The organism is Phycicoccus ginsengisoli (assembly GCF_054779295.1).
On the sequence record NZ_BAAGYN010000009.1, the window covers coordinates 105,905 to 131,592 of the forward strand.

Annotated in this window: 28 protein-coding genes; 12 read left to right on the forward strand and 16 right to left on the reverse strand. The window is 74.0% G+C overall.

All coding sequences use genetic code 11. The features are described from left to right. Positions 1–46: 46 nt before the first annotated feature. Genes ACYVDO_RS15320 through ACYVDO_RS15335 form a run of 4 tightly spaced genes read right to left on the reverse strand, consistent with a single transcriptional unit; the run spans position 47 to position 3,692 of the window. On the reverse strand, positions 47–442 hold the full coding sequence (locus ACYVDO_RS15320) for a DUF1801 domain-containing protein (RefSeq protein WP_460937425.1): 396 nt from the start codon (positions 440–442) through the stop codon (positions 47–49). 47 nt (positions 443–489) lie between these two features. Beyond that, positions 490–1,719, reverse strand: a complete 1,230-nt coding sequence (locus ACYVDO_RS15325) for a deoxyguanosinetriphosphate triphosphohydrolase (RefSeq protein WP_460937427.1) — start codon at positions 1,717–1,719, stop codon at positions 490–492. Positions 1,720–1,753: 34 nt separating this feature from the next. Beyond that, a complete protein-coding gene (locus ACYVDO_RS15330; RefSeq protein WP_460937429.1) occupies positions 1,754–2,428 on the reverse strand; it encodes a YdeI/OmpD-associated family protein in 675 nt (224 codons plus the stop codon). Next, complete coding sequence (locus ACYVDO_RS15335) at positions 2,355–3,692, reverse strand: APC family permease (protein WP_460937431.1); 1,338 nt, start codon at positions 3,690–3,692, stop codon at positions 2,355–2,357. The genes ACYVDO_RS15330 and ACYVDO_RS15335 overlap by 74 nt, the downstream gene beginning before the upstream one ends. Positions 3,693–3,772: 80 nt before the next feature. Between ACYVDO_RS15335 and pdxR the strand changes: the two genes are divergently transcribed. After that, positions 3,773–5,272 carry a MocR-like pyridoxine biosynthesis transcription factor PdxR gene (pdxR, locus tag ACYVDO_RS15340; RefSeq protein ID WP_460937433.1) on the forward strand — a complete coding sequence of 500 codons (1,500 nt, stop codon included), beginning with the start codon at positions 3,773–3,775 and terminating at the stop codon, positions 5,270–5,272. A 56-nt stretch (positions 5,273–5,328) separates the two neighbouring features. Continuing rightward, the gene (locus tag ACYVDO_RS15345) at positions 5,329–5,889 is read left to right on the forward strand and encodes a type 1 glutamine amidotransferase domain-containing protein (RefSeq protein ID WP_460937435.1); all 561 of its coding nucleotides are present in this window, start codon (positions 5,329–5,331) and stop codon (positions 5,887–5,889) included. Positions 5,890–5,955: 66 nt separating this feature from the next. Here ACYVDO_RS15345 and ACYVDO_RS15350 read toward each other — a convergent pair whose 3' ends face one another. Both ACYVDO_RS15350 and dusB read right to left on the reverse strand, forming a co-directional pair. After that, positions 5,956–7,572, reverse strand: coding sequence for a N,N-dimethylformamidase beta subunit family domain-containing protein (locus ACYVDO_RS15350; RefSeq protein ID WP_460937437.1), 1,617 nt, complete (start codon positions 7,570–7,572; stop codon positions 5,956–5,958). Between the two features lie 12 nt (positions 7,573–7,584). After that, positions 7,585–8,790 carry a tRNA dihydrouridine synthase DusB gene (gene dusB, locus ACYVDO_RS15355; RefSeq protein ID WP_460937439.1) on the reverse strand — a complete coding sequence of 402 codons (1,206 nt, stop codon included), beginning with the start codon at positions 8,788–8,790 and terminating at the stop codon, positions 7,585–7,587. Positions 8,791–8,828: 38 nt separating this feature from the next. On the opposite strand from dusB, the gene ACYVDO_RS15360 reads away from it, so the two are divergent. Continuing rightward, positions 8,829–9,659 carry a sulfurtransferase gene (locus ACYVDO_RS15360; protein WP_460937441.1) on the forward strand — a complete coding sequence of 277 codons (831 nt, stop codon included), beginning with the start codon at positions 8,829–8,831 and terminating at the stop codon, positions 9,657–9,659. Between the two features lie 34 nt (positions 9,660–9,693). On the opposite strand, the gene ACYVDO_RS15365 is transcribed toward ACYVDO_RS15360, so the two are convergent. The 4 genes from ACYVDO_RS15365 to ACYVDO_RS15380 are packed head-to-tail and all read right to left on the reverse strand — an operon-like array spanning position 9,694 to position 13,359. Further along, positions 9,694–10,302, reverse strand: a complete 609-nt coding sequence (locus ACYVDO_RS15365; protein WP_460937443.1) for a response regulator — start codon at positions 10,300–10,302, stop codon at positions 9,694–9,696. Then, the gene (locus ACYVDO_RS15370) at positions 10,299–11,519 is read right to left on the reverse strand and encodes a sensor histidine kinase (RefSeq protein WP_460937445.1); all 1,221 of its coding nucleotides are present in this window, start codon (positions 11,517–11,519) and stop codon (positions 10,299–10,301) included. The genes ACYVDO_RS15365 and ACYVDO_RS15370 overlap by 4 nt, the downstream gene beginning before the upstream one ends. A gap of 53 nt (positions 11,520–11,572) precedes the next feature. Further along, complete coding sequence (locus tag ACYVDO_RS15375) at positions 11,573–12,391, reverse strand: ABC transporter permease (RefSeq protein ID WP_460937447.1); 819 nt, start codon at positions 12,389–12,391, stop codon at positions 11,573–11,575. Beyond that, positions 12,388–13,359 (reverse strand): ABC transporter ATP-binding protein, encoded by a 972-nt coding sequence (locus ACYVDO_RS15380; protein ID WP_460937449.1) that lies wholly within the window; start codon positions 13,357–13,359, stop codon positions 12,388–12,390. Before ACYVDO_RS15380 ends, ACYVDO_RS15375 begins: the two co-directional genes overlap by 4 nt. A 126-nt stretch (positions 13,360–13,485) precedes the next feature. On the opposite strand from ACYVDO_RS15380, the gene ACYVDO_RS15385 reads away from it, so the two are divergent. Next, positions 13,486–14,367: a patatin-like phospholipase family protein gene (locus ACYVDO_RS15385; RefSeq protein ID WP_460937451.1), complete on the forward strand. Its 882-nt coding sequence runs from the start codon at positions 13,486–13,488 to the stop codon at positions 14,365–14,367. A 4-nt stretch (positions 14,368–14,371) separates the two neighbouring features. Here ACYVDO_RS15385 and ACYVDO_RS15390 read toward each other — a convergent pair whose 3' ends face one another. The 3 genes from ACYVDO_RS15390 to ACYVDO_RS15400 all read right to left on the reverse strand — a co-directional run bounded on the left by ACYVDO_RS15390 (position 14,372) and on the right by ACYVDO_RS15400 (position 17,664). Continuing rightward, positions 14,372–15,637: a hypothetical protein gene (locus ACYVDO_RS15390; RefSeq protein WP_460937453.1), complete on the reverse strand. Its 1,266-nt coding sequence runs from the start codon at positions 15,635–15,637 to the stop codon at positions 14,372–14,374. Then, positions 15,634–16,146, reverse strand: a complete 513-nt coding sequence (locus ACYVDO_RS15395; RefSeq protein WP_460937455.1) for a SigE family RNA polymerase sigma factor — start codon at positions 16,144–16,146, stop codon at positions 15,634–15,636. Before ACYVDO_RS15395 ends, ACYVDO_RS15390 begins: the two co-directional genes overlap by 4 nt. Before the next feature lie 102 nt (positions 16,147–16,248). Beyond that, positions 16,249–17,664 carry a glycine--tRNA ligase gene (locus ACYVDO_RS15400; protein ID WP_460937457.1) on the reverse strand — a complete coding sequence of 472 codons (1,416 nt, stop codon included), beginning with the start codon at positions 17,662–17,664 and terminating at the stop codon, positions 16,249–16,251. A gap of 124 nt (positions 17,665–17,788) precedes the next feature. Between ACYVDO_RS15400 and ACYVDO_RS15405 the strand changes: the two genes are divergently transcribed. From ACYVDO_RS15405 to ACYVDO_RS15430, 6 genes are read left to right on the forward strand one after another with little or no spacing between them, the layout of a single operon-like run. Further along, positions 17,789–18,076: a DUF6703 family protein gene (locus ACYVDO_RS15405; protein WP_460937459.1), complete on the forward strand. Its 288-nt coding sequence runs from the start codon at positions 17,789–17,791 to the stop codon at positions 18,074–18,076. Positions 18,077–18,110: 34 nt separating this feature from the next. Then, positions 18,111–18,866, forward strand: a complete 756-nt coding sequence (locus tag ACYVDO_RS15410) for a phosphotransferase family protein (RefSeq protein WP_460937461.1) — start codon at positions 18,111–18,113, stop codon at positions 18,864–18,866. Positions 18,867–18,899: 33 nt separating this feature from the next. Next, a complete protein-coding gene (locus ACYVDO_RS15415; protein WP_460937463.1) occupies positions 18,900–19,844 on the forward strand; it encodes a metal ABC transporter substrate-binding protein in 945 nt (314 codons plus the stop codon). Beyond that, on the forward strand, positions 19,841–20,653 hold the full coding sequence (locus ACYVDO_RS15420) for a metal ABC transporter ATP-binding protein (protein ID WP_460937465.1): 813 nt from the start codon (positions 19,841–19,843) through the stop codon (positions 20,651–20,653). The genes ACYVDO_RS15415 and ACYVDO_RS15420 overlap by 4 nt, the downstream gene beginning before the upstream one ends. Further along, positions 20,650–21,726, forward strand: a complete 1,077-nt coding sequence (locus tag ACYVDO_RS15425) for a metal ABC transporter permease (protein ID WP_460937467.1) — start codon at positions 20,650–20,652, stop codon at positions 21,724–21,726. Before ACYVDO_RS15420 ends, ACYVDO_RS15425 begins: the two co-directional genes overlap by 4 nt. Continuing rightward, on the forward strand, positions 21,723–22,115 hold the full coding sequence (locus ACYVDO_RS15430) for a Fur family transcriptional regulator (RefSeq protein ID WP_460937469.1): 393 nt from the start codon (positions 21,723–21,725) through the stop codon (positions 22,113–22,115). Before ACYVDO_RS15425 ends, ACYVDO_RS15430 begins: the two co-directional genes overlap by 4 nt. 13 nt (positions 22,116–22,128) lie before the next feature. Here ACYVDO_RS15430 and ACYVDO_RS15435 read toward each other — a convergent pair whose 3' ends face one another. Genes ACYVDO_RS15435 through recO form a run of 3 tightly spaced genes read right to left on the reverse strand, consistent with a single transcriptional unit; the run spans position 22,129 to position 24,580 of the window. Further along, positions 22,129–22,947: an SDR family NAD(P)-dependent oxidoreductase gene (locus ACYVDO_RS15435; protein ID WP_460937471.1), complete on the reverse strand. Its 819-nt coding sequence runs from the start codon at positions 22,945–22,947 to the stop codon at positions 22,129–22,131. Then, positions 22,944–23,732 carry an isoprenyl transferase gene (locus ACYVDO_RS15440; protein ID WP_460937474.1) on the reverse strand — a complete coding sequence of 263 codons (789 nt, stop codon included), beginning with the start codon at positions 23,730–23,732 and terminating at the stop codon, positions 22,944–22,946. The genes ACYVDO_RS15435 and ACYVDO_RS15440 overlap by 4 nt, the downstream gene beginning before the upstream one ends. Beyond that, the gene (recO, locus tag ACYVDO_RS15445; protein ID WP_460937476.1) at positions 23,729–24,580 is read right to left on the reverse strand and encodes a DNA repair protein RecO; all 852 of its coding nucleotides are present in this window, start codon (positions 24,578–24,580) and stop codon (positions 23,729–23,731) included. Before recO ends, ACYVDO_RS15440 begins: the two co-directional genes overlap by 4 nt. A gap of 123 nt (positions 24,581–24,703) precedes the next feature. Here recO and ACYVDO_RS15450 point away from each other — a divergent pair, with 123 nt between their 5' ends. Beyond that, on the forward strand, positions 24,704–25,024 hold the full coding sequence (locus ACYVDO_RS15450; protein WP_460937478.1) for a GNAT family N-acetyltransferase: 321 nt from the start codon (positions 24,704–24,706) through the stop codon (positions 25,022–25,024). A gap of 34 nt (positions 25,025–25,058) precedes the next feature. Beyond that, entirely contained in the window at positions 25,059–25,688 is a 630-nt protein-coding gene (locus ACYVDO_RS15455) for an alpha-ketoglutarate-dependent dioxygenase AlkB (protein ID WP_460937480.1), read from the forward strand.

Consider the following 25,688-nt stretch of genomic DNA (forward strand, 5'->3'; position numbering starts at 1 on the left):
CGTAAGGCAGGGGCCTGCGCGAGCAGGCACCGGTCGGGTCGGCCACTCAGCTCCCCCGCTGCTGGATCCGCCGCCACCCGCCGGCCCGGTTGTCGGCGACGACCGACCGCAGGAACTCGGTCAGCTCCTCCTCGCGCACCGGGTCCCCCTCGTGGTACTGGATCGCGCGCGCCGTCGCGTTGCCGTGGCCCTGGTTGACCAGGCCGTGCGGGTCGGGTGCGATCGGGTCGTAGACGAACAGGTTGACGTGGTCCCTGGCGGCCAGCAGGGCGCAGACGTTCCCCTCGAGCACGAAGTACGGCCGCACCCGCCGCTTGACCGTCTCCTCGATCTCGGGGTCCGCGGCGTGCACGACCTCGCGCAGGCGCTGGCACAGGTCGCGCTGCCAGGCGGGGAGCCCGTCGAGGTAGGCGTCCACCCCGGGGTGCCTCGTACCGTCCACCGGCGTCCTCCTCCGTCCTCGACCGGCGCGGTGGGCCGCTGCCGGGTTCAGCTCCACAGGGCATGCAGGTGCAGGGCCCGGACGTCGGTGAGCGAGGCGACCTGGTCGACGACCACGCGCAGCGCCGCGGCGTCGTCGGGCGCCTCCTTCCAGTCGGCCAGGAGGTCCGGGTCGAGCCGGCCGGCCGGGTCCGCGAGGTAGGCCGCGACCAGGTCGTGCACGACCTCGCGCTGCCCGGCCAGCACGTCGCGGCGCTCCTGGGCGTGCATCACGAAGTGGGCGGCGACCGCCTTGAGGACGGCGCACTCGGCCCGGGTGTCGTCGGGCACGACGAGCTGGGCGCCGTACCGGGTGAGCTCTCCGGGGCCGTGCCGCTCCCGGGTGGCCCGCTCGACTGCCAGCACGAACCTGCCGATGAGCCGGGACGTCATGTCCTTGAGGGCCGCGCGGTCGCCGCGCGAGCCGTCGTACGCCGCGGGGACCGCGTCCGTGGCCAGCACCCGTCCCAGCGCCGCGCCGAGGGCGTCGGTCCCGAGGTCGGCGGCGTAGAGGCCGGTGGCGACGGCCAGGACGCTGTCGACGTCGGTCGCGTCGCGCAGCCTGCGCAGGTCCAGACGGCCCGAGGCGACGGCGTCCTCGACGTCGTGCACCGAGTACGCGACGTCGTCGGACCAGTCCATGACGTCGGCCTCGATGCAGCGCTCGCCCGCAGGGCGGCCGTCCCGGAACCACTCGAAAACCGGGCGGTCGTCGGCATACACCCCGAACTTCGCTGTGGGAGAGGGGCTTTCGCCACGGGGCCACGGGTACTTGGTGGACGCGTCGAGGCTCGCCCGGGTGAGGTTGAGGCCGGCGGGGCGGCCGTCCGGGTGGACGCGTTTGGGCTCGAGCCGGGTGAGCAGGCGCAGCGTCTGGGCGTTGCCCTCGAACCCGCCGATGCCGGCAGCCACGGCGTCGAGGGCCTGCTCGCCGTTGTGGCCGAACGGGGGGTGGCCCAGGTCGTGGGCCAGGCAGGCGGTGTCGACGACGTCGGCGCTGCAGCCGAGGGCCGCACCGAACTCGCGGCCGATCTGGGCCACCTCGAGGGAGTGCGTCAGCCGGTTCCGGACGAAGTCGTCGTCGCCGGGCTGGACCACCTGGGTCTTGGCCGACAGGCGCCGCAGCGAGGCCGAGTGCACGAGCCGGGCGCGGTCCCGGGCGAAGTCGTCGCGGTCGGCACGCTTGGTCACCGGGTCCTCTCGGACCCAGCGCTCCCGGTCGGCCTCGGCGTACCCCACAGGGCGAGCCTAGAGTCCTCCGACCAGCACCCGCTCAGCGCCCGCCCGCGGCCCGCGCGGCCTCCGCGGCACGCTCGACCCAGCGGGGTCGCTCGCCGTACCGCTGTGAGGGGATCAGCCTGCCTGCGGCACTGTCCGACACCAGCTGCGTCATCCGCCTGTCCCGGGTGGCCTGCTGCTTGGCGGTCATCACCCAGCTCACCGCGATCCGCCGGTACGACGCGGTGGCGGCCGCCCAGAACGCCGACGCGGCCGGGTCGTCGGCGAGCTGCTCGGCATACGCCGGCGCCAGCTCGGGCTCGCCGGCCTCGTAGGAGTAGATCCCGGAGCGGTCGTCGCGGCGCCTGGCGTAGGCGGCGAGCCCCGCGGGCCGCATGCGCCCCTCGGCGATGAGGCGCTCGACGGACGTGATGTTCACGGTCGACCAGTTGCTGCTTGGCTTGCGCGGGGTCCAGCGCTGGCGCGTGGTGTCCTCATCGATCCGTTGCGCCACGGAGTCGATCCAGCCGAAGCACAGGGCCTCGACGACCGCCTCCTCCCAGAGCAGACCCCGGTCGGCCACGTGCTTCTTGCGCAGCCCCATCCAGAGCTCGGTCTCGGTCTCGTGGTGCGCCTCGAGCCAGGCGCGGAACTCCTCAGGCCCGCTGAAGAACGTCGCAGGCCTCTCCGGGGTCCCGCCCGGTGTCCCCGCCCGGTAGCGCCGCGCCATGGGACAAGCCTGCCACGGGGCGCCGACGCCGGCGCCGGGTCGCGGCCTGCCAGCCGAGGGAGGCCGCGACCACCCCGAGGGCCCACGCGACGTGCCAGCCGTTCATGACCAGCAGGACGAGGACGGACGACAGGGCGACCACCGCCGTCCCCCAGGCCACGGTGCCGCGAGGCAGGAGGCGCACGGCAGCGGCGGTGCCGAGCACGTAGACGAGGGTGAAGCAGCCGGTCGCGAGCAGCATGAGCGGGGTCAGGCCCAGGTGCAGCAGCTCGCTGAGCATGAGCCAGGCCAGGGACTGCCCGGCGACGAGGGCCAGGCTGCGCCGGGGCACCTCACCCGGTCCGCTGCCGCGCGCGAGCGCGACGGGGAGCGCACCGTCGCGGGCCAGCGCCGCGCCGAGACGGGAGCCCCCGGCGTAGTAGGCGTTCATCGCGCCGATCGTGAGCATGACGGCGACCACCGCGGTGACGACGCGGACCGAGCTCCCCGCCCCGGCCGCCAGCAGGTCCGACAGCGGGGCCTGGCTCGCCGCCGTCGCCGGCCCGAGGACGAGCAGGCTCGTGGCCGCGAGCGCGAGGTACAGGACGCCGACGACGACGAGGGCGACGCCGGTGGCGCGCGGGACGTCGCGCCGGGGATGGCGGTACTCGCCCGCGAGCGACGCGACGGCCTCCCACCCCGCGAACCCCCACACCAGCAGGGCCGCGGCGGTCCCGACCGCGGCCCAGCCGTGGGGTGCGAACGGGGTGAGGTGGTCCCACCGTGCGTGCGGGAGGGCCGCGACGACGGTCACGACCATCAGCGTGGCCAGCATGCCCGTCAGCACCAGCTGGACCCGTCCCGAGAGGCGCAGCCCGGCCGCGTTGAGCAGGGCCACTCCCCCGATCAGCGCGACCGCGACCACGAGGGCGGTGCGACGACCTCCCCCCACGGCGTCGGCGACGTAGCCACCCGCCATGAGTGACGCGGGCGGTGCACCCACGGGGATTGCGAAGTAGAAGCACCAGCCCACGGCGCCGGCCGCCCGGGGCCCGAACGCACGGCCCACGTAGGTCGACACCCCGCCACTGTCCGGGAACCGCGCACCCATGGCCGCGAAGGTGAGGGCGAGCGGGACGCTGAGGAGCACGAGCGCCAGCCACGCGACCAGCGACGCCGGGCCGGCGATCCCGGCGGCGAGGGCAGGCAGCGTGATCACCCCGGTGCCCAGGACGGCGCCGATGGACAGGGCAGCCCCCTGGGGGACGGACAGGCGTGCGGTCATGGATCGAGCGTGCCTGCCGATTGGCTCGGTCAGAAGAGCCAAACCTTGGCCGATCGTTTGGGCCAATCTACGGTGGCGGCATGGACCTGCACCTCGACCTCGGCGACCCCGGCCACGACCTCGGTGGCGACCCGGGTCACGACGGCGGTGGCGACCGGGGTGGGGACCCGGGTGAGGGCCGGGGTGGCGAGCTGCGCACCGGCGGGGACCGCACCGTACGGCTCTACCGCGCCCTGCTCGAGGCGGTCCTCGACGGCCGGCTCTCCCCGGGTGACCGGCTCCCCCCGACCCGTGAGCTCGCCGTGCAGCTCGGGGTGGCTCGCGGGACCGTGGCGACGGCATACGACCGCCTCGCGGCGGAGGGCTTCCTGGAGAGCCGCGTCGGCTCCGGCACCTACGTGGCTCCCGAGGTGCAGCAGCGCCGCTCGCGCCGGGCGCCGGCCGGGGAGGTGCGGCCGCGCGAGGTCTGGTCGTCCCTGCCGCGGCCGGTCCCGGACGCCGGGCCGGTCGGGTTCGACCTGTCGGTGGGCGGTCCGGACACCAGCCTCTTCCCGCTCGCCGCGTGGCGCCGGCTCGTGTCGGCCACGCTGCGACCCTCGTTGCTGGAGGTGTCGGCCTACGCCGGTGACGGCCACCCGGAGCTGCAGCGGCAGGTCGCGCGGCACGTCGGGCAGTCCCGCTCCGTGGTGGCCGGGCCGGACGACGTCGTCCTCACCGGTGGTGCGCAGCAGGGCCTGGACGTCGTGACCCGAGCGCTGGTCGACCCCGGTGACGTGGTCGTCGTGGAGGACCCCGGCTACACCGCGGCGGTGCGGCTGTTCGCGTCGCACGGCGCGACCGTGGTCGGCGTGCCGGTCGACGAGGAGGGGCTGGTCGTCGACGCGCTGCCCCGCCGCGCGCGGATGGTGTACGTCACGCCGTCGCACCAGTTCCCCACCGGAGCCGTGATGTCGCTGAGGCGCCGGATCGGGTTGCTGGAGTGGGCGTCTCGACGCAACAGCGTCGTGGTGGAGGACGACTACGACAGCGAGTTCCGCTACGAGGACAGGCCGCTCTCGCCGCTGCAGAGTCTCGACCGCGACGGCCGCGTGGTCTACGTCGGCTCCTTCTCCAAGACGCTCATGCCGTCGCTGCGGGTCGGGTACGTCGTGGCGCCGCGGTCGGTCCAGGACGCCGTGCGGACCGCGAAGCTGCTCAGCGACTGGCAGGGGGACGCCGTCACCCAGGGCGCCCTCGCGCGGTTCCTGTCCGAGGGCCTGCTCGCCGCCCACGTGCGCCGCGTGACCACCGTGTATGCCGCGCGCCGCGCCGCCCTGCTCACCGCGCTGGAGGCCCTGCCGGAGGGGCTGCTCGAGGTCGAGCCCTCCTCGGCCGGCCTGCACGTCTGCGCCTGGCTCGGCGACACCGCGCGCTCCGACGTCGCCCTGGCCGCCGCGGCGTCGAGGGCCGGCGTGACGGTGGAACCGGTGTCGCCGCGCTTCCACGGCTCGGCCGCACGCCCAGGGCTGGCCATGGGCTTCGGGCGGGTCCCGGCGGAGCACATGCGGTCGGCCGTCGACCGGCTCGCCGACGTGCTGTGAGACCGGCCACTCCTGCACGAATTGCGAGGTCAGGTGGCCCGACGCAGGGTGGGGACATGACAGACCTGAGTGGAAAGACCGTGGCCTTCCTCGTCGCCAAGGAGGGCATCGAGCGGGTGGAGCTGACCGAGCCGTGGAAGGCGGTCGAGCAGGCCGGAGCCACCCCCAAGCTGCTGTCCCCCGAGACGGGTGAGGTGCAGACCTTCGACCACCTCGACAAGGCCGAGACCCGGCCGGTCGACACCGCCGTGGGCGACGCGTCGATGGACGACTACGACGCACTCGTCCTGCCCGGCGGCGTCGCCAACCCCGACGCGCTGCGCACCGACGAGACCGCGGTCGGCTTCGTCCGCGACTTCGTCGCCAGCGGCAAGCCGGTCGCCGCGATCTGCCACGCGCCCTGGACGCTGGTCGAGGCCGGCGTCGTGCAGGGGCGCACCCTCACCTCGTGGCCGAGCCTGCAGACCGACATCCGCAACGCGGGCGGCGACTGGGTCGACAAGGAGGTCGTCCAGGACGGCAACCTCATCACCAGCCGCAATCCCGACGACATCCCGGCGTTCAACGACGCCCTGCTCGAGGCCCTCAGCCACGGGGCGGCCGCGCAGAACGCCTGACGCCCACGGCACGAAGGGCGCTCCCGGAACCCCGGGGGCGCCCTTCGCCTGTGGTACGTCCGGGCCTCAGGGCAGCGCGTACGGTGCGCCGGTCCCGGTGCTCGTCCACGGTGAGGCGTGCAGCCCCGCCAGGTTGGGCACCGCCGGCTCCGTCGGGCCCATGGGGCCGGCCGCCATCGCCGCGAAGAGGTTGTCCGTCACGGTGCGGACGAACGCCGCGCCCTGCGCCGTGATGCCGTGGCCGCGGTCCGGGCCGCGCAGTGCCCTGACCCAGAGCATCGTGCCGGTGCTGACGACCCCCGCACCCGAGGGCACGGTGTAGTAGGTCATGTCGGACCAGGTCCGGCGCAGCGGGCCGCACCGGACGGGTGAGTGGGCGACGACCTGCAGGTTCCTCGGCGTGCCCGCGATGGGGTAGGCGCGGTCGACCTCGGTCCCGGCGAGCCCGGCCAGGCGCGTCCCCGCCCGGACGCCCGTCCCCCGGAAGAGCGCGTAGCCAGGCGTGCGGACGACCAGTGCCCCTGTAGCCGGGTGGCACTCGTACAACATGCCGGTGAGCGAGTTCTCCGGATCCGGGTCGGGCTGGTCGCGCCAGTGGACCGTCGTCGCCCTGCTCCAGCGCTGCGGGTCGAGGGCGGCGTCCTTGTACCCGGCGAGGACCCGGCCGCCTCCCTCGAACCGCACACGCCAGTACGACGCGTTCGCGCCCAGGAAGGCCACGTTGGTGCCGAGGTCCCGGGTGTGTTCCACCGCGGCTCGCATTCCCGGGCTCCAGTACTCGTCGTGGCCCAGCGAGACCACACCTCGAGCCCCGGTCAGCAGGCCGCCGTCACGGTCGAGGTCCGCCGACGTCAGGTAGGCGAGGTCGAGGCCCTGGCGCTCGGCCCAGCGGATGGCGGCCTGCTCGAAGTTCAGGAGGGACTGCGCACCGTTGCCGTCGTAGGGCCGGTCGTAGCTGACGCGCAGCGACCGGTTCGCCGTGGCGCCACCCGGCCCGTGGTAAAGCGAGTAGCCGCCCCACGCGTTGTACGCCTGCCAGGTGGAGACCGCGTTCACCAGGACGAGCCGTCCGGTCGTGTCGGCCGACCGGACCGTGACGGGCACGTAGCGCGCCCGACCTCCAGCGCGCAGGACCAGGAGGTACGTCCCCTCGGGCCACCCCTGGGTCGTGACGGCGAGCGACAACGGCCACCTCGTCACCACCATCCGGCCCGCGTCCAGGACCGACGCCGCTCCCGAGCGGCCGGCCACGGGCGAGGACTGCCACACCTCCCGGCCGCCGGTGCCGCCGTACCACCCGAGCCGGTATGCCGTGACCGTGAACGCGCCGACGTGCGAGGACACGTGCAGGCCGAACGTCTCCCCCGGCAGGACGCTGGTGCGGTCGGCCCACCCGGCAAGCTGCGCGTCGGTGGCCATGGCCGCGTCCGCGATGCGCCACGCGGCAGTGCCCGCCCGCCGGTTCTCGTCCTGCACCCAGGTCCCCTGGGCGCGCGGCTGCCCGCCCCCGGTGGCGGCGGACGACGGACTCGCCGGTGACGGTGGGACGGCGGGCGACGGGACGCGCGCACCCCGGGCGACCCGGCCGGTCGAGACCGCGACCAGGGCGACCCCGGCAGTCCCTGCGAGGACGACCACGGCGACCACGGCGAGGAGCACCCGCCGGCCGCGCGCGCCCGTCATGGCGTGCTGCCCTCAGCCGCCGGAGACGGACAGCTCGGCCTCGGCGACCGCCCGGCGGTGGTCGTCGCTCAGCTCGCGGCTGGCCAGCCAGCCGTCCGGTAGGGCGACGACCCGCGGCGAGCCGGCCCGCCCGCGCTGGCCCTCGGCCGGCTCGCCCGGCCACGGCGCCGAGGCGTCCATGCTGTCGAGGAGCTCGTCGAGCGACTCGAGCGAGTCCACGAGGGCGAGGGAGTTGCGGACGGTCGAGCCGGCGGGGAAACCCTTGAGGTACCAGGCGATGTGCTTGCGGATGTCGCGGCAGGCCTTGAGCTCGTCGTCGTAGAAGTCGACGAGGTAGACCGCGTGCCGGCGCAGGGTGGCGGTGACCTCCCCCAGCGAGGGCTGCACGCGCACCGGGCTGCCGGCGAACGCCGCGGCGAGGTCGGTGAACAGCCACGGCCGCCCGAGGCAGCCACGGCCGACCACGACGCCGTCGCAGCCGGTCTCCTCGACCATGCGGACGGCGTCCTCGGCCGACCAGATGTCGCCGTTGCCCAGCACCGGGATCGACCGCACGGTCTCCTTGAGGCGCGCGATGGCGGTCCAGTCGGCCTCGCCGGAGTACGCCTGGGACGCCGTGCGCCCGTGCAGCGCCACGGCGGCGACTCCGGCCCGCTCGGCGGTGAGACCCGCCTCGAGGTAGGTCAGGTGGTCGTCGTCGATGCCCTTGCGCATCTTGACGGTGACGGGCACGGCATACGGCTCGGCCTCCCGGACCGCGGCCGTGACGATGCCCTCGAAGAGGTCGCGCTTCCACGGCAGGGCGGCGCCGCCGCCCTTGCGGGTGACCTTGGGGACGGGACAGCCGAAGTTGAGGTCGATGTGGTCGGCGCGGTCCTCGGTGACGAGCATCCGCACGGCGGCGGCGACGGTGGCCGGGTCGACGCCGTAGAGCTGGATGGAGCGCGGGCTCTCGCCGGGGTCGTGCTCGATGAGCCGCATCGTCTCCGGGGTGCGCTCGACGAGTGCCCGGGAGGTGATCATCTCGCTGACGTAGAGCGAGGTGGCGCCGGTGGCTCCCCCGTGGCTGAGGCCCTCCTCGCCGTACTCACGGCACAACTTGCGGAAGGCGCGGTTCGTGATGCCCGCCATGGGTGCGAGCACGACCGGGGACTCGACGGTGTGCCGCCCGATCTCGAGGGGCGGCAGGACGGCGTGCGGTGCGGTGGTGACGGTCATGGCCGCACCAGTCTCCCACCTGCTGGTTGGATGGCCGAATGCGCGCACTCGTGTCCGCCGAGGCCCTCCTCGAGGAGGGGCTGGAGGGGTTGGTCCTCGTCGACGTCCAGTGGAGCCTGTCCGGCTCCGGGGGGCCGCCGGGCCGCGACCTCTACGAGGCCGCCCATCTTCCGGGGGCGCACCACGTCGACCTGGACGCCGAGCTCGCCGGACCGCCGGGGCCCGGCGGGCGCCACCCGCTGCCGACGGCGCACTCCGTCCAGGAGGCCCTGCGCCGGTGCGGTGCCGACAACGCCTCCTGCGTCGTGGTCTACGACCAGGGCCCGTCGTATGCCGCGGCGCGGGCCTGGTGGGTCATGCGCCACTTCGGCGCGGAGGACGTCCGCGTCCTCGACGGCGGACTGGCCGCCTGGCAGCGCGCGGGCGGCGCGGTCACGACCGAGCTGCCGGAGCCCGGGGTGGGGATGTTCGAGTCGGGGGTCGGGGTGCTGCCGTTGCTCGAGGCGGACGACGCGGCCCGGGTGGCCCGCGACGGCATCCTGCTCGACGCCAGGGCTCCGGAGCGGTTCCGGGGAGAGACCGAGCCGATCGACCCGGTGGCCGGCCACGTGCCCGGCGCGGTCAACCTGCCGACCACCGGCACGACCCAGCCCGACGGCCGTTTCCGCCCGCCGCCCGAGCTGCGGAAGCTGTTCTCCGGCATCGGGATCCGCGACGGCGTCGAGGTCGGGGCGTACTGCGGCTCCGGGGTGACGGCAGCCCACGAGGTGCTGGCCCTGCACGAGGCGGGCATCGAGGCGGCCCTCTACGTCGGGTCCTGGAGCCACTGGATCACCGACCCGACACGGCCGGTCGCCACCGGCGGCTGAACGGAGGGCGAGCGCGCCGGCCTCGCAGGAGGCCTCAGAGCCAGCCGTACTCGTCGGCGATCCGGACGGCGTCGGCCCGGTTGCGGGCCATCGTCTTGCCGATGGCCGAGGACAGGTGGTTGCGCACCGTCCCCTCGGACAACATCACCTGGCGGGCGATGTCGGCCACCGACCCGCCCCCGCGGGCCGCGACGAGGACCTCGGTCTCCCGCGCGGTCAGGGGCGACTCCCCGCCGGCGAGCGAGTCGGCGGCGAGCGACGGGTCGACGACCCGGAGGCCGGAGTGCACGCGGCGGACGGCCTCCGCGAGCTGGCGCGCCGGGGTGTCCTTCACGACGAAGCCGCTGGCGCCGGCCTGCAGGGCCCGGCGCAGGAACCCGGGCCGCCCGAAGGTCGTGACGATGAGCACGCGCACCGCGGGGAGGGCGTCGTGCAGGGCGGCCGTGGCGGCGATCCCGTCCAGGCCGGGCATCTCGACGTCGATCAGCGCGACGTCCGGACTGCTCGCGACCGCCGCCGGCACCACCTCGTCGCCGGTGCCGACCTCGGCCACGACCTCCATGTCGGGCTCCAGCCCGAGCAGGGAGGCGAGGGCGCCGCGCACCAGTGCCTGGTCGTCGGCGAGCAGCAGTCGGATCGTCATGCATCCACCTTGTCCGGTCGGGGTGCGGGTGTCGGGTCGAGCCCGTCGGCGGCCAGCACCGAGAGCTCGAAGCCGTGGGGCGAGAGGCGGCGGGTGCGCAGCTGGGCACCGACGGCGGCAGCTCGCTCGGTGAGGCCGATGAGGCCGGTGCCGGGCTCCCCTGTGCCGACGCCGGCGCCGTCGTCCACCACGGTGATGCCGCGCTCGGTCAGCGTCACGGTGCAGGTCGAGGCGCCGCTGTGCCGGATGACGTTGGTGACCCCCTCGCGCAGCGCCCACGCACACAGCTCGCGCAGCCGCGTGGGCACGGCCTCGGTCGCGGTCGGGAGCTCGGCCTCGATGCCCGCGGCCGCCAGCGAGGACCGCGCCCGCGCCAGCTCGGCCGGCAGCGACATGTCCCGGAACCCGGCCACGGCCTGCCGGACGTCGGCCAGGGCGTCGCGAGCGAGGCGCTCGAGGTCCTCGACCTCGGCCTGGGCCCGCTCGGGGCTGACCTCCATCAGCCGCGCGGCGAGCTCGGCCTTGACCGTGATGACGGTCAGGCTGTGCCCGAGGATGTCGTGGACGTCGCGTGCCATCCGGTTGCGCTCCTCCTGGATCGCCAGCCGGGCGTTCTCCTCCCGCGCCTCGGCCAGCGCCCGCTGGCGCTGGGAGGCGAGCATTCCCCCGGTGACGGCCAGCATGGCGAGCACGATGGACATGCTGACGCCGGGGTTGTGGCTCCAGCCGCGCAGGTGGAAGGTGAGGAACTCGTACACCGCCACCAGCACGAGGCCGATCACGAGCCCCATCCGGATGCGGAACGTCCACAGCCCCGACACCGCGAGGAAGACCCAGGTCGAGGCGCCCTCCTGGCCGATGGTCACGGTGGCGAGCGCGGCGAGGACCGCCAGGCCCGCCCAGTAGACGAGGGCCAGACGGCTGACGAACCACCGCGAGACGGGCGCGACGAGGCGGGTCCCCCACACGGCCGAGCGCAGGTGGCTGAAGCTGAGCAGGTACAGCACGACGAAGGCGGTGAGGACGACCAGGCCGCCGTCGGCGCGCGGCTCGTCGCGCTGGGCCCAGGCCCGGGTGTACGCGTCGGAGAGGAAGACCAGCCAGACGCCACCGAGCAGCAGGGCCCCGAGCCGGGCTCCCCACCCCGCGGTCTCGTCACCGGCGAAGAACCGCGGGCGCGGCTCCGCGAACTCCGATGCAGCAGTGCGCTCGCTCACGGACCCCAGCCTCTCAGAGTCGGGGTCCGTGAGCGTACGCAGCACGGCCGAGATCAGACCCGGGCGGTGTCGCGCCGGAACCGCCATGCCGCGCCTCCCGCGAACACCGCCAGCCAGACCACGACGTTGACGACCGCGGCCGCCCCCGGGCTGTCGCCGGTCAGCGGCGAGTGCACCAGCTGGGCCAGCCCGTACATCGGCGTGAACTTCGCCAGCGTTGCGAAGGTGTCCCCCATCTGGTCCAGCGGCACGAACAGCCCGCCGAGGAAGGCGAAGAGCGCCAGGCCGGGGCCGATGATCTGCATGACGTTCTCGCTCGGCAGAAGGTAGCCCATGAACACCCCGAACGCCGCGAAGACCAGCGACCCGACCCAGGCGATCAGCCCCGTCTCCAGCCACAGGTGGGAGTCCATGTGCGCCCCGCTCACGGCCCCCGCGGCATACGTCACGGCGATCGAGACCGCGCCGAGGAGCATGGCGACGACCACCTTGACCGCGATGTACGCCGTGGCGGTCAAGGGGGTGAGGCGCAGCTGGCGGCTCCACCCCTGGCTGCGCTCCACGGCGACCATGGCTCCGCCGCCGGTGGTGGAGAGCATCGCGCCGTACAGGGCCATCGACAACATGATGAGCGCGGCGACGTTGCCGTGGCCGGCGCTCTCGTTCGAGTACGACTTCCCGGTGCCGAAGATGAGGAAGAAGACCACCGGCATCACGACCGAGAAGATCACCGTGCGGCGGTTGCGCAGCATCCGGCGCACCTCCAGCCGCAGCAGGGTGGGGTTGAAGCTGCCCAGGGGTGGCACGGTGCGCTGCGGGACGGCGCCGGCATGGCCGGCCGCGTCGGGAACGGAGGCGGTGCTGGTGGTCATCGGTGGTCTCCTTCGGTGCCGGCGAGGGCGGCCACGCCGGCCTCCGTGGACGGGTCCGCGGTCAGCGAGATGAACGCGTCCTCGAGGCCACGCGAGGTGATCTCGAGGTCGCGCGCGCCCGTGGTGGTGAGCAGGTGGCGGGCGACGGCGTCGCTGTCCGTCGAGGCGACGATGAGCGAGTCACCGCGGACCTCGACCGTCTCCACGCCCGGGATCGCCTGCAGCGCAGCGACATCCGCCCCGGGCAGGGTCGCCCTGACCGTGCGCCCGGAGACGAGCGACTTCACCTCGGCAGCCGTGCCGTCGGCGACGACCTGGCCCTGGCTGACCAGGACGATCCGGTCGGCGTACGCGTCCGCCTCCTCCAGGTAGTGGGTGGCGAAGATGACGGTGCGCCCCTGCTCGGCGTCCTCGCGGATCGCCGCCCAGAAGTCGCGGCGTCCGGTGACGTCCATGCCCGTGGTCGGCTCGTCCAGGACGAGCAGCTCGGGGTCGGGCAGCAGCGCCATCGCGAACCGCAGCCGCTGCTGCTGGCCACCGGAGCACTTGACCACCCGGCGGTCGGCGATGTCGGTGATGCCCGCGCGGGCCATGACCTCCTCGACCGGCCGGGTGTCGCTGAACAGGCTCGCGGTGAGCCGGAGGGTCTCGGCGACCGTGAGGTCCTTGAGCAGCCCTCCGGACTGCATGACGGCCGAGACCAGGCCGTGCCGGACGGCGGCCTGCGGGTCCATGCCGTACACCTCTGCGGTCCCGCTGTCGGGGCGGCTCAGCCCCAGCATCAGGTCGATGGTCGTGGTCTTGCCCGCGCCGTTGGGACCGAGGAAGGCGACGATCTCGCCCGGCCGCACGCTGAGGTCGATCCCCCGTACGGCACGGACGCTGCCGAAGCTCTTCACCAGCCCGGCGAGCCGGACCGCGTGCAGCCCGGTCGTCGGCACGGCGGAGCGTGTCTGCGTCTGTGTCATGCGACGAGTCTGGCGGGGCGGCGCCCAGCGCCCGGCACACACGCGTCACGACCCTCCCGTGATCTTTGTCAGCCGGACCCCAGCCGTTTCGTCAGGCACGCAGGTCAGGGGGGCACAATGCCCTGCATGCGCGCGCTCGTCCTCGCCGGTGGTGGTGCCGCGGGCAACGCCTGGGAGATCGGCCTGCTCGCCGGCCTCGCCACGGAGGGCCTCGACGTGACCGACGCCGACCTCGTCGTCGGGACCTCGGCCGGAGCGACGGTGGCGGCACAGGTCACCAGCGGGACACCGCTCGAGGAGCTGTACGCCGCGGTGCTCGCCGAGGTGCCGCCGCCCCGACCCCCGGCCGACGCCCGACCGCCGGCGGGCAGCCCCGCCCCGGGCATCTCGGGGCAGGCCTACCTCGACTGGTCGAACGACGTCATCGCCGCCTCGGCGGACGCGCCGGACATGCGGCGACGGATGGGGTCCGCGGCCCTCGAGCGGCAGGGCGCCGACGACTCCGCCTCGGCACGCTGGCGAGCCGTCGTGGCGCGCCGGCTCCCGAGCCCCGAGTGGCCGCTGCAGCGGGTGCTCGTCACCGCCGTCGACGCCCGCACCGGCGAGCCGGTGGTCTTCGACCGGTCCAGCGGTGTCGACCTCGTCGACGCCGTGGCGGCGAGCACGTCGGCGATGACGCCGTACCGGATCGGCGAGCGGTGGTTCCTCAACGGCGGCTACCGGCGCAGCGAGAACGCCGACCTGGCGGTCGGGTGCGGGCAGGTGCTCGTGTTGTCGCCGTTCGGCGGGCGGTCGCGGATGCCGGCGTCCTGGGGCATGGACCTCGCCACCCAGGTTCGAGAGCTGCAGGCGGCGGGCAGCCGGGTCGAGGCCGTCTTCCCCGACGCCGGAGCGGGAGCAATGTTCGACGCTAACGCCCTGGACCCCTCGACCCGCCCGCCGGCTGCCCGGGGAGGCCACGACCAGGGCCGGGCCCTGGCCGGCCGGCTCGTCGGGATGTGGGCGTGACGCCCTAGTAGCGCCACCCGACGTTGAGCGCGAGCCTCGGGATCTCCTGCTTCGAGGGGTCGACGGCGATCCGGGTCACCCGGCTGACCCTGCGCGCCTCGACGTCCCACGCCAGCACCCACGACCCGTGCGAGCCCACCGTCTGGACGAGCACCGTGTGGTCGTCGGCCCAGCCGAGCACCGAGCAGCACCCCTTGTACCGGCCGGTCTGTCCGTCCGGGTTCTCCGGTGCCGCCAGGATCGTCGCCGCGCCGCCGCCGGGCTGAACGGCCAGCAGCCCCTGGTAGATCGGTCCGTTCCCGCGGCGGATGAGCGGGCTGGTGAGGTCCTGGTCGAGGTAGGCCGCCACGGCGCTCCACCGCGCCGAGGAGACGGTCGGACCCGAGAGCTCGGTCACCGGCGCGGCCACCGTGCGCCGGCCGACCTCGGCTCCCGTCCCGGGGTCGAACGCCGTGACGTCCACGGAGCGCGCGGAGGCGCCCGCCTCGAGCAGGGCGATGCCATCGGGAGTCGCGGACGCGACCGGCTGGGCGGTGGCACCGGGCTTCCACGGGTCGAGCGACCAGGCCCGGGTGCCGGCGCGCACCAGCACCTGCCCGGTGGACGACGTCCAGCCGGCGGCATCGACGAACGGTGAGGGCACGGCATACCTCGTGACCGAGCCGTCGTGGACGTCGAGGCGGACCACGGCGCCCGGCTGCGGGAAGACCACGTACCGACCGGCTCCGAAGGCCCGCGGGCCGAGGGGGGCGGCCTCGTTCCCACCCCGGTCCCGGGTGGGCTCCAGGAGCAGCCGGTCGGCGACCAGCTGGTCGCCGGTCGCGGTCACGAGGATCGGCCGGTAGCCGCCGCCCTCGCGCCGGAGGAAGACCGCGACCACCGACGACGGCGGTGATGACAGAGAGGAGAGCGCGACACTGCTGCCGCCGGGGTCGACGACCTGCGGCAGCCCCTCCTCGAACAACGGCAGGTCGCCCTCGCGACCCTCGAGCGGCAGCACCGTGTACGGGCTGCGGTCGGCGAGCGTCCCCGTGGTGGGGGGCGTCGTCACGGTGTACCGGGGCGGGGTCGGGACCGGGCCGCCACCGGTCACCTGCACGGCCACCACCGCCAAGGCGGCCGCCGCGAGCGCGCCCACGCCACCGGTCACCGTGCGACGCCGGCGCGCGCGCTCCTGCAGGGCGGCGGCCCAGGCGTCCTCGGCGAAGTCCACCTCGGGCAGGTCGGCGGCGGCGCGCTGCAGCAGGGCGCCGAGGTCGCGGTCGGTCACGGCTGCTCACCTCCGGTGAGGCTCGGCGCCAGCGCCGGGACGCGCTCGCGCATCCGGGCGAGCGCGGCATGGGTCTGGCTCTTGACGGTGCCCACGCTGACCCCGAGCACCTCTGCGGTGTCGGCCTCGCTGCGGTCCTCGAAGAACCGCAGCACCACGACCGCTCGCTGCTTCGGGGTGAGCGTCGCGAGGGCACGTTCGAGGTCGACGCGGTCGACGACGGCCGCGGAGGCGTCGCTGCCACCTGCGTCCGGCAGGACGCCGGCGATGGACTCGCGCCGCGTGCGCCGCCAGGCCGAGACCGCGTCGCGGTACAGGATGCGGCGCACGTAGGCGTCGGGGTTCTCGTTGCGCAGCCGGTCCCAGCGCAGCGCCAGCTTGGTGAACGCCTGCTGGAGCAGGTCCTCGGCGAGGTGGGCGTCACCGCAGACGAGGTATGCCGCGCGCAGCAGGGCGTGCTGCCGCGCCCGCACGTAGCGGGCGAAGTCCTCGTCGACCTCGCGCTGCACCGTCGCCCCTTCCCGCACCGATTCTCCCCCTCAACGCTCGAGAGGGCCGGAAAGGTTGGCGCCGCTGCCCGCCTGGTTGCGGGTCAGCAGCCGAGCCGCGGTTCAGCAGCCGAGCAGGCGGCTGCCGAGGTACTCCTCCACCTTGTCGAGGGAGACGCGCTCCTGGGCCATGGTGTCCCGCTCGCGCACGGTGACCGCCTGGTCCTCGAGAGTGTCGAAGTCGACGGTGACGCAGAACGGCGTGCCGATCTCGTCCTGGCGGCGGTAGCGGCGACCGATGGCGCCCGCGTCGTCGAAGTCGATGTTCCAGCTCTGGCGCAGCCGCTGGGCCAGGTCGCGGGCCTTGGGCGACAGGTCGGCGTTGCGCGACAGCGGGAGCACGGCGGCCTTGACCGGCGCGAGCCGGCGGTCGAGCTTCAGCACCACCCGCTTGTCGACGCCGCCCTTGGTGTTGGGCGCCTCGTCCTCGGTGTAGGCGTCGATGAGGAACGTCATCAGGCTGCGGGAGAGCCCGGCCGCCGGCTCGATGACGTAGGGGGTGTAGCGCTCGCCGCTGGCCTGGTCGAAGTAGACGAGGTCGGTGCCCGAGTGCTCGCTGTGGGTCTTGAGGTCGAAGTCCGTGCGGTTCGCGATGCCCTCGAGCTCACCCCACTCCGAGCCGGTGAAGTTGAAGCGGTACTCGATGTCCACGGTGCGCTTGGAGTAGTGCGACAGCTTGTCGGTCGGGTGCTCGTAGTGCCGCAGGTTGTCGGGGTCGATGCCGAGGTCGGTGTACCAGCGCGTGCGCTCGTCGATCCAGTACTGGTGCCACTCCTCGTCCTCGCCCGGCTTGACGAAGAACTCCATCTCCATCTGCTCGAACTCACGGGTGCGGAAGATGAAGTTGCCCGGCGTGATCTCGTTGCGGAAGCTCTTGCCCGTCTGGCCGATGCCGAACGGCGGCTTCTTGCGCGAGGCGTTCATGACGTTGAGGAAGTTGACGAAGATGCCCTGCGCCGTCTCCGGCCGCAGGTAGTGCAGGCCGGACTCGTCCTCGATGACGCCCAGGTACGTCTTGAGCATCATGTTGAACTCGCGCGGCTCGGTCCACGCCCCGCGCGTACCGCAGTTCGGGCAGGTGATCTCGGCCAGCGGGATCGAGTCCGGGTCGACCTCGGGGTCGCCGGCCCCCTTCTTGTTGTTCTTCTTCTCGGCGATGGCCTCCTGCATGTGGTCCAGGCGGAAGCGCTTGTGGCAGGACTGGCACTCGGTCAGCGGGTCGGTGAACTCGCCGACGTGACCACTGGCCACCCAGGTCTGCCGCGGCAGGATGATCGAGGAGTCGAGGCCCACGACGTCGTCGCGACCGGTGACCATCGACCTCCACCACTGCCGCTTGATGTTCTCCTTGAGCTCGACGCCGAGCGGGCCGTAGTCCCAGGCAGACCTCGTGCCGCCGTAGATCTCGCCGCTGGGAAAGACGAACCCGCGACGCTTGCAGAGGGAGACGACGGTGTCGATCGTGGAGGGCGCTGCCATGCGCGCAAGGTTACTGTGCGGCCCCGGCGAGCTCGACGGGGCGTCGGGGCGGCGGCCGGCGAGGTCTCGGGCGAGGGCGCGGGCGGGGTCACCGGCGGGGTCGAACGCGTCGTAGGGTTCCTCCGTGCCCTCGACGACACGCCAGCGGATCGAGTCCGCCAGCCTGCCCGCCCTCCAGCGCCTCAACGCGCTGCCCCGCGCCGTTCCCTTCCTCGTGGTGCTGGCCCTCATGGTGGGAGGGGTCGTCCTGCCCGGCCTCGGCTGGCTGCTGCTCGTGCCGGTCGTCCTGTTCCTCGTCTGGACGCTCTACCTCGGCTGGCCCGCCCTCGACGGCGGCGCCCGGGCGGGCCGGGCCACGGTGGTGCTCATGGCACTCGCGATCACCGTCACCCAGGCCGTCCCCCGGGGCTGAAACCGGGTGACGCCGGCCGGTCGGCCCCGCGAGGATGGCCGGCGTGGACACAGTCGAGGTCGTCGTCGCCCACGCCGAGCGCGCGACCGTGCGCGTCGGCGAGGTGTTCCTGAAGATCGACGCCGACCGGGCCCGCTCCGACCTCGAGGTCGAGGCGATGGCGCTGGCCCCCGTCCCCACCCCACGGGTCCTCTGGCGCAAGCCGCCGGTCCTGGCCCTCGCCGCCGTCCCGGGGACACCCCTCGGCCACCTGGGCGACCCGTCCACCGCGTCCCTGGCGGCGTGGACGGCCGCCGGTGCCGCCGTCCGGGCCCTGCACGACGCGCCGCTGCCACCGTGGCCGGGCCCGGCGCCCGACGAGCTCGCCTCACGGCTGACCGACGAGTGCGAGTGGCTGGTCGCGAACGGCGTCCTTCCCCCCGACGTCGTCCTGGGCAACCGCCGGCTCGCCCAGCAGGCGCTACGGCCCTGGGCGCCGGTCTTCGTCCACGGCGACCTCCAGGTCGACCACGTCTTCGTCGCCGGCGACGAGGTCACGGGCATCATCGACTGGTCCGAGGGGGCACGCGGTGACGCCCTCTCCGACCTCGCCACCCTCACGCTCGGGCACCCCGAGCACCTCGAGGACGTCCTGGCCGGCTACGGCACCGACGTCGACCGCGACCTCGTGCGGGCCTGGTGGTCGCTGCGCTGCCTCGGTACCGTGCGGTGGCTCGTGGAGCACGGCTATGGCCCACCCGAGCACTACCCCGAGGTCACCGTGCTGAGGGCCCTGGCAGCCACCATTTGACAACGATTCTCATTTCAGATGAGAATCGTTGTCATGTTCACGCGCCCCGCAGTCGCCGTCCTCGGGGCCACCCTCCTCGCCCTCGTCGGCGTCACGGGCTGCGCCACCGCCAGCGGCAAGGCCGCCGACGGCAGCACACGACTCACGGTGGCCGCCGCGTTCTACCCGCTGGAGTACGCGGTCCAGCGGGTCGGGGGCGACCACGTCCAGGTCCAGGGGCTCACCAAGCCCGGCGGTGAGCCGCACGACGTCGAGCTCACCCCGCGGCAGGTCGGGTCCATGGCCACCGCCGACCTCGTCGTCTACGAGAAGGGCTTCCAGCCCGCGGTGGACCAGGCCGTGCGCCAGGACGCCTCCGCCCACGCCTTCGACGTCTCCCCCGCGGCCGACCTCTCCCTGGTCGCCACCGACGAGGGCCACACCGACGAGACGTCCGCCGCCCACGCACAGCACGGCGCGGTCGACCCCCACTTCTGGCTCGACCCGCAGCGGTACGCCGCCGTGGCCCAGGCGATCGCCGACCGGCTCGCCAACGTCGACCCGGCCCACGCCACGACATACCGCGACAACGCCGCCGCCCTGCGGCGGGACCTCACCGCACTCGACACCGAGTACCGCACCGGGCTGACGAGCTGCACCAGCAAGGACCTCGTCACCTCGCACGCGGCCTTCGGCTACCTCGCCGACCGCTACGGCCTGCACCAGGAGGGCATCACCGGGCTGGACCCGGAGGCCGAGCCCAACCCCGCGGAGCTCGCGAAGGTCGCCGCCCACGTCCGCGCGGTCGGGGCCCGGACCATCTACGCCGAGACGCTCGTGAGCCGGGCGGTCGCCGACACGCTGGCGCGCGAGACCGGCGCCAGGGTCGCGGTCCTGGACCCCCTCGAGGGCATCACCTCCCGGAGCGACGGCACGGACTACCTTGCCGTCATGCGCAGCAACCTTCGGATCCTGCGGGCCGGGCAGGGGTGCGCATGACCACCGCACCCCCCATCCTGCGGCTCGAGGGGGCCGCGTTCGGCTACGGCGACCAGGCCGTGGTCAGCGGTGTGGACCTCGCTGTGAGTCCCGGCGAGGTCGTCGCCGTGCTGGGCCCCAACGGCTCGGGCAAGTCCACGCTCGTGCGCGGCCTGCTCGGTCTCAACGACCAGGTGGCGGGCCGGGTGGAGCTGTTCGGGGTGGACCGCGACGCCTTCACCCAGCACTCGCGCGTCGGCTACGTGCCGCAGCGCCACACCCTCTCCTCGTCGGTGCGCGCCACGGTGCGCGAGGTCGTGGCCGCCGGCCGGCTGTCGCACCACCGGTGGTGGACGCCCATCCTGCGCACGGCGCACGAGGCTGCCGTGGTCGACCGGGCCGTCGAGCTCGTCGGCCTGTCCGACCGGCCCAACGCCGACGTCACAACCCTGTCCGGCGGCCAGCAGCGCAGAGTGCTCATCGCCCGGGCGCTCGCCTCCGAGCCCGACGTCCTGCTCATGGACGAGCCGACCGCGGGCGTCGACACCGCGAACCAGCGGGTGCTCGCGCAGGTCATGGCCCGGCTCGCCCGCGCCGGCACGACCATGGTGGTGGTCACCCACGAGCTCGCCGCGCTCGCGGAGGTGGTCACGCGCGTGGTCGTCGTCGACGGCGGACGGGTCCGGTTCGACGACGGCCTGGAAGCCTTCACGTCCGGCCGGCATGAGCGGCACGACGGTCACCACCACGACGACCACGGCCCGCACGCCACCCGGGCGTTCACCCCGACCTCCGGCCCCGTCGACCCCCGAGGAGGTGAGGAGCGATGACCGAGCTCCTCGCGCTGGGCTTCATGCGCCAGGCCCTGGTGGCCGCCGTGCTCGTCGGCGTCGCCGCCCCGCTGGTCGGCGTCTTCCTCGTCCAGCGGCGCCTGTCCCTCATCGGTGACGGCATGGGCCACGTCGCCCTCGCCGGGGTCGCCGTCGGCGTGCTGACCGGCCAGGCACCCGTGCTCACCGCGCTCGTCGCCGCGGTCGCCGCCGCGGTCGGCATCGAGCTGATCCGGGCCAGTGGGCGGACCAGCGGCGACATCGCGCTGGCCGTGATGTTCTACGGCGGGATCGCCGCCGGTGTCGTGATCATCGCCAAGTCGCCGTCGAGCTCGCCGGCCAACCTCACGGCATACCTCTTCGGTGCGATCACGACCGCCGACCAGCGCGACCTGTGGGTCTTCGCCGGCCTCGCCGTCGTGGTCCTGCTCGCGACGTGGCTGCTGCGCCCGTGGCTGTTCGCGGTCGCCAACGACGAGGAGTACGCGCGGGCGTCCGGCCTGCCCGTGACCGGGCTCAACATCGCCCTGGCCGTCTTGACGGCGGTCACCGTGGTCGTGTCGATGCGGGTGGTCGGGCTGCTGCTCATCTCGGCCCTGATGATCATCCCGAACGCCACGGCCCAGCTGCTCGGCCGGTCGTTCCGCTCGTCGGTGCGGTGGGCCGTGCTGATCGGCGTCCTCGCGAGCGTCGGCGGCGTGGTGACGTCGTTCTACGCGGAGACCCCTTCCGGCGGGACCATCGTGCTCCTGGCGATCGGCGCCTTCGTGGCAGTTTCGGCCGGTTCGGCCGTGGTCGCCCGGGCGAACGCGCGTCGGCACCAGCGGGCGGAGCGGCACGACCACGAGCACGGTCCCGGCTGCGGCCACCTCACGGTGGCCCACGGGGACCACGTCGACTACGTCCACGGCGACCACCGGCACGCAGCCCACGAGGGCCACTGGGACGAGCACGCCGACACCCACGCCCACGCCGGGGGCAAGGGCGCTGCGCCCACCGGCTCCGCCACGAGCGCGGCCGCCGGCGTCGGCCCTCTCCCCGGCCCCACCGAGACCGAGGGAAGCCCCCGATGACGACGACGCCCCGCAAGCCGACCCGACAGCGGGCCGCCGTCGCCGCGGTCCTCGCGGGCGGCTCGGAGTTCCGGTCGGCTCAGGAGCTGCACGCGTTGCTGCGCGAGTCCGGCGACCCCGTCGGGCTCGCCACCGTCTACCGGAACCTGCAGGCGATGGCCGCCGACGGCGAGATCGACATGCTGCGCACCGACGAGGGCGAGGCGGTCTACCGCGCCTGTTCCACCGGGCACCACCACCACCTCGTGTGCCGCGTGTGCGGCCGGGCGGTCGAGGTCGAGGGTCCGGCCGTCGAGTCCTGGGCGGCCGCCGTCAGTGCGGCGCACGGGTTCCGCGACGTCGAGCACACCGTCGAGATCGTGGGCACCTGCGGGGACTGCCGGGCCTGAGGAAGCGGTCGCCTCAGCCGCGCTCCTCGGCGATGCTGTTGCCGCCGTCGACGACGAGGCACTGCCCGGTGACGTACGACGCGCCCGGGCTGCAGAGGAAGGCCACGGCAGCCGCCACCTCCTCCGCGGTGGCGCTGCGGCCCACGGGAGCGCGACGGCCGTGCACCGCCTCGTCGGCCGTCTGGCTCGCCGTCGCGATCCAGCCCGGCGCGACGGCGTTGGCCGTGACACCCTCACGGGCGTAGTCGACCGCCACCGAGCGCGCCAGGCCCACGAGGGCGGCCTTGGCGGCGGCATACGCGGCCTCACCGCGCATGGCCATCACCGGGCCCGTGAGCGAGGCCACCATGACGACCCGGCCCCAGCCGGACCGCTGCATCCCGGGCAGGGCTGCGCGGGTGACGAGGAAGGCCGTGTCGAGGTTGCGCGCCAGGGCCCGGTGCCACTGGTCCAGGCCCATCGACGCGGCGGCGCCGGACTCCGCGCCGCCCGAGGAGCCGAGCTCGATCGCCGGCAGCGCGACGCTCGTCATCCCGGCGTTGTTCACGAGCACGGTCGGCGCACCCAGGGCGTGCTCGACCGTGGCCAGCACCCGGGCCACCTGGTCCTCCCGGGTGAGGTCGGCGACGACGCCGACGGAGGCCACGCCCTCGGCGGCCAGCTCGGCTGCCCGCGCGTGCGCCCGCTCGGTGGTCGCCGTCACGGCGACCGCGGCGCCGAGACCGCCGAGGAGGCGGGCCGTGGCCATGCCGATCCCGTCGGGCGAGCCTGCACCGGTGACGACGGCGACGCGTCCGGTGAGGTCGAACGCCTCCGGCAGGTGGCCGGTCACGCGGGCGGTTGGCTCAGGTCGACGGCACCGCCGTAGCGGCGGTCGCGCGCGGCATACGTCTCGATCGCCTGCCACAGGTGGCGCCGGTCGTAGTCCGGCCAGAGCGTGTCCTGGAAGACCAACTCGGCGTAGGCGCTCTGCCACAACAGGAAGTTGCTCGTGCGCTGCTCCCCCGACGACCGCACGAACAGGTCGACGTCGGGCATGTCCGGCTCCGGCAGGTGGCGGGCGATCGTGCGCTCGTCGATCGAGCCGGGCTTGAGCCTGCCCCGTTGCACCTGCTCGGCGATGCGCTGGACCGCGTCGGCGATCTCGGCCCGGCCGCCGTAGTTGACGCAGAAGTAGAGCGTCAGCCCGGTGTTGTCCTTCGTCAGCTCCTGGGCGGTCTCGAGCTCCTTGATGACCGAGCCCCACAGCCGCGGACGCCGGCCGACCCAGCGCATCCGCACCCCCCACTCGTGCAGCTGGTCGCGGCGGCGACGGATGACGTCGCGGTTGAAGCCCATGAGGAAGCGGACCTCGTCCGGGCTGCGCTTCCAGTTCTCGGTGGAGAACGCGTACGCCGACAGGTGGCCGACGCCGACCTCGATGGCCCCGGCGACCACATCGAGCAGCGCCGCCTCGCCGGCCTCGTGCCCCTTGGTCCGGGGTAGCCCGCGCTGGTTGGCCCACCGGCCGTTGCCGTCCATCACCACGGCCACGTGGCCGGGGACGAGCTCGCTCGGGACCGGTGGCGGCGTCGCGCCGCTGGGGTGCGGGAACGGCCGCGCGTATGCCGCGCTCACGCCTCCCCCGCCCGTCCGGCAAGCGCTGCGTGGGCCTGCGCGACCCGCTCCACCGGGGCGGCCTCGACGGGCGTCGGGGCCGACCACGTGATGGTGGGGTTGGACTCGGGGCGCTCGGGGTCGCGGCGGTCCACGAGGCGCAACGATCGCACACCACGCTCGAGGTGCCACTGCAGGAACGCGCCGGCCAGGCTGCTCGCCTCGCGCCGGTGCCGCCCGGAGGACGCGTCGGCGACGACCCAGTCCCCGGCCAGCAGCGACGCGAGCAGCGCCAGCGTCTCCGGGGCCGGGGCCGCGGAGGCCGGTGGCCGGCACGAGGGGCAGACGGTGCCGCCGGAGGCGAGGTTGAACGCGCGGTGCGGCCCCGGAGCCCCGCAGCGGGCGCAGTCGTGGAAGCTCGGCGCCCAGCCGGCGATCGCGAGCGCGCGCAGGAGGTAGGCGTCGAGCACCAGGCCCGGGTCGTGCAGCCCCTCGGCCATGGACCGCAGGGCTCCGGCGAGCAGGAGGTACTGCTGCAGGTTGGGCTCGCGCTCCTCGGTCAGCCGGTCGGCGGTCTCGAGCATCGCGGCGGCGGCGGTGTAGGTCGTGTAGTCACGCGCCAGGACGTCGCCCCAGCTCGCGATCGACTCGGCCTGGGTGACGGTGTCGAGCGAACGGCCCTCGTAGCACTGGACGTCGACGTGCATGCCCGGCTCGAGCCGCGCGCCGAACCGGCTCTTGGTGCGCCGGACGCCCTTGCCCACCACCCTGACCTTGCCGAGGCGGCGGGTCAGCAGCGTGACGATGCGGTCCGCCTCACCCAGCTTCTGGGTGCGCAGGACGAGGCCTTCGTCGCGGTAGAGGGGCACCACACCATTGTCGCAACCGGCCCGCCCGTTCGCGGGAGGCGGGCCGGAACTGCGCCGACGCGACCGAGGAGGAACGGGGGCATGGGCGCCCCTCCGGGGGTCCCGACCCGGCACAATCGGTCCATGGCCTCCCCCACGCTGGTCGGCACCCGCGTGACCCTCCGGGCCGCGAGGGCGAGCGACGCCGCGTCACGACGGCGGTGGGGGTGGCACCGGGAGATCGAGCGCAACTACGGCTACGAGCGCGACTCCGGACCCATGTCCGATCAGGAGGCGCAGGACTGGCTCGACGGTGTCCGTGCGCGTGAGGGCTCCACGTTCTGGGTGGTCGAGACCGGCGCGGACCTCGCCGGGGTCGCCTTCCTCCACGCAGTCAACACCCAGGACCGCCGGGCGCGCTTCGCGTTCCGTGCGGCGCGAAAGCACCGGAGACACCAGCACTAGAACAGATGTTCGAACGCGGCGTATGCTGGCACGCATGACCGCTGCCTGGCAGGCCTCGCTTCTCGACACCGGGGAGGACGTCGCCCTGCGCGACCTGGGGACGGGCCTGACCCGCACCCCACTGTCGCGGGGCGCGTGGGTGGACTACCGCCCCGGGTGGCTCGCGGGCGCCGACCGGGTGTTCGACGAGCTGCACCACGACGTGCCGTGGCACGCCGAGCGGCGGGAGATGTACGAGCGCGTCGTCGACGTCCCGCGGCTCCTCAAGTTCTACGACGAGGGCGAGCGCCTCCCCCACCCGGTGCTCGCCGAGGCGCGGGAGGCCCTGAGCCGCTGGTATGCCGCGGAGCTCGGTGAGCCGTTCGTGACGGCCGGCATGTGCCTCTACCGGGACGGCCGGGACTCGGTGGCCTGGCACGGCGACCGCATCGGCCGGTCCAAGGACTCCGACACCATGGTCGCGATCGTCTCGGTCGGCTCGGCGCGCTCACTCATGCTGCGGCCGCGCGGAGGCGGTTCCTCCATCGGCTTCTCGCTCGGCCACGGCGACCTGGTCGTCATGGGCGGGTCGTGCCAGCGGACCTGGGACCACTGCATCCCCAAGACCACCAAGGCCGTCGGGCCGCGGATCTCCATCCAGTTCCGCCCCCGCGGCGTCCGCTGA

Coding starts and splice junctions, on each gene's coding strand:
- ACYVDO_RS15400 (WP_460937457.1), bottom strand. CDS start 17,664: ATGGCAGCGCCCTCCACGATCGACACCGTCGTCTCCCTCTGCAAGCGT.
- ACYVDO_RS15350 (WP_460937437.1), bottom strand. CDS start 7,572: ATGACGGGCGCGCGCGGCCGGCGGGTGCTCCTCGCCGTGGTCGCCGTG.
- dusB (WP_460937439.1), bottom strand. CDS start 8,790: ATGACCGTCACCACCGCACCGCACGCCGTCCTGCCGCCCCTCGAGATC.
- ACYVDO_RS15385 (WP_460937451.1), top strand. CDS start 13,486: ATGCGCGCGCTCGTCCTCGCCGGTGGTGGTGCCGCGGGCAACGCCTGG.
- ACYVDO_RS15450 (WP_460937478.1), top strand. CDS start 24,704: ATGGCCTCCCCCACGCTGGTCGGCACCCGCGTGACCCTCCGGGCCGCG.
- ACYVDO_RS15455 (WP_460937480.1), top strand. CDS start 25,059: ATGACCGCTGCCTGGCAGGCCTCGCTTCTCGACACCGGGGAGGACGTC.
- ACYVDO_RS15375 (WP_460937447.1), bottom strand. CDS start 12,391: ATGACCACCAGCACCGCCTCCGTTCCCGACGCGGCCGGCCATGCCGGC.
- ACYVDO_RS15330 (WP_460937429.1), bottom strand. CDS start 2,428: ATGGCGCGGCGCTACCGGGCGGGGACACCGGGCGGGACCCCGGAGAGG.
- ACYVDO_RS15380 (WP_460937449.1), bottom strand. CDS start 13,359: ATGACACAGACGCAGACACGCTCCGCCGTGCCGACGACCGGGCTGCAC.
- ACYVDO_RS15410 (WP_460937461.1), top strand. CDS start 18,111: ATGGCCGGCGTGGACACAGTCGAGGTCGTCGTCGCCCACGCCGAGCGC.
- ACYVDO_RS15425 (WP_460937467.1), top strand. CDS start 20,650: ATGACCGAGCTCCTCGCGCTGGGCTTCATGCGCCAGGCCCTGGTGGCC.
- ACYVDO_RS15430 (WP_460937469.1), top strand. CDS start 21,723: ATGACGACGACGCCCCGCAAGCCGACCCGACAGCGGGCCGCCGTCGCC.
- ACYVDO_RS15345 (WP_460937435.1), top strand. CDS start 5,329: ATGACAGACCTGAGTGGAAAGACCGTGGCCTTCCTCGTCGCCAAGGAG.
- pdxR (WP_460937433.1), top strand. CDS start 3,773: ATGGACCTGCACCTCGACCTCGGCGACCCCGGCCACGACCTCGGTGGC.
- ACYVDO_RS15365 (WP_460937443.1), bottom strand. CDS start 10,302: ATGACGATCCGACTGCTGCTCGCCGACGACCAGGCACTGGTGCGCGGC.
- ACYVDO_RS15420 (WP_460937465.1), top strand. CDS start 19,841: ATGACCACCGCACCCCCCATCCTGCGGCTCGAGGGGGCCGCGTTCGGC.
- ACYVDO_RS15360 (WP_460937441.1), top strand. CDS start 8,829: ATGCGCGCACTCGTGTCCGCCGAGGCCCTCCTCGAGGAGGGGCTGGAG.
- ACYVDO_RS15415 (WP_460937463.1), top strand. CDS start 18,900: ATGTTCACGCGCCCCGCAGTCGCCGTCCTCGGGGCCACCCTCCTCGCC.
- ACYVDO_RS15335 (WP_460937431.1), bottom strand. CDS start 3,692: ATGACCGCACGCCTGTCCGTCCCCCAGGGGGCTGCCCTGTCCATCGGC.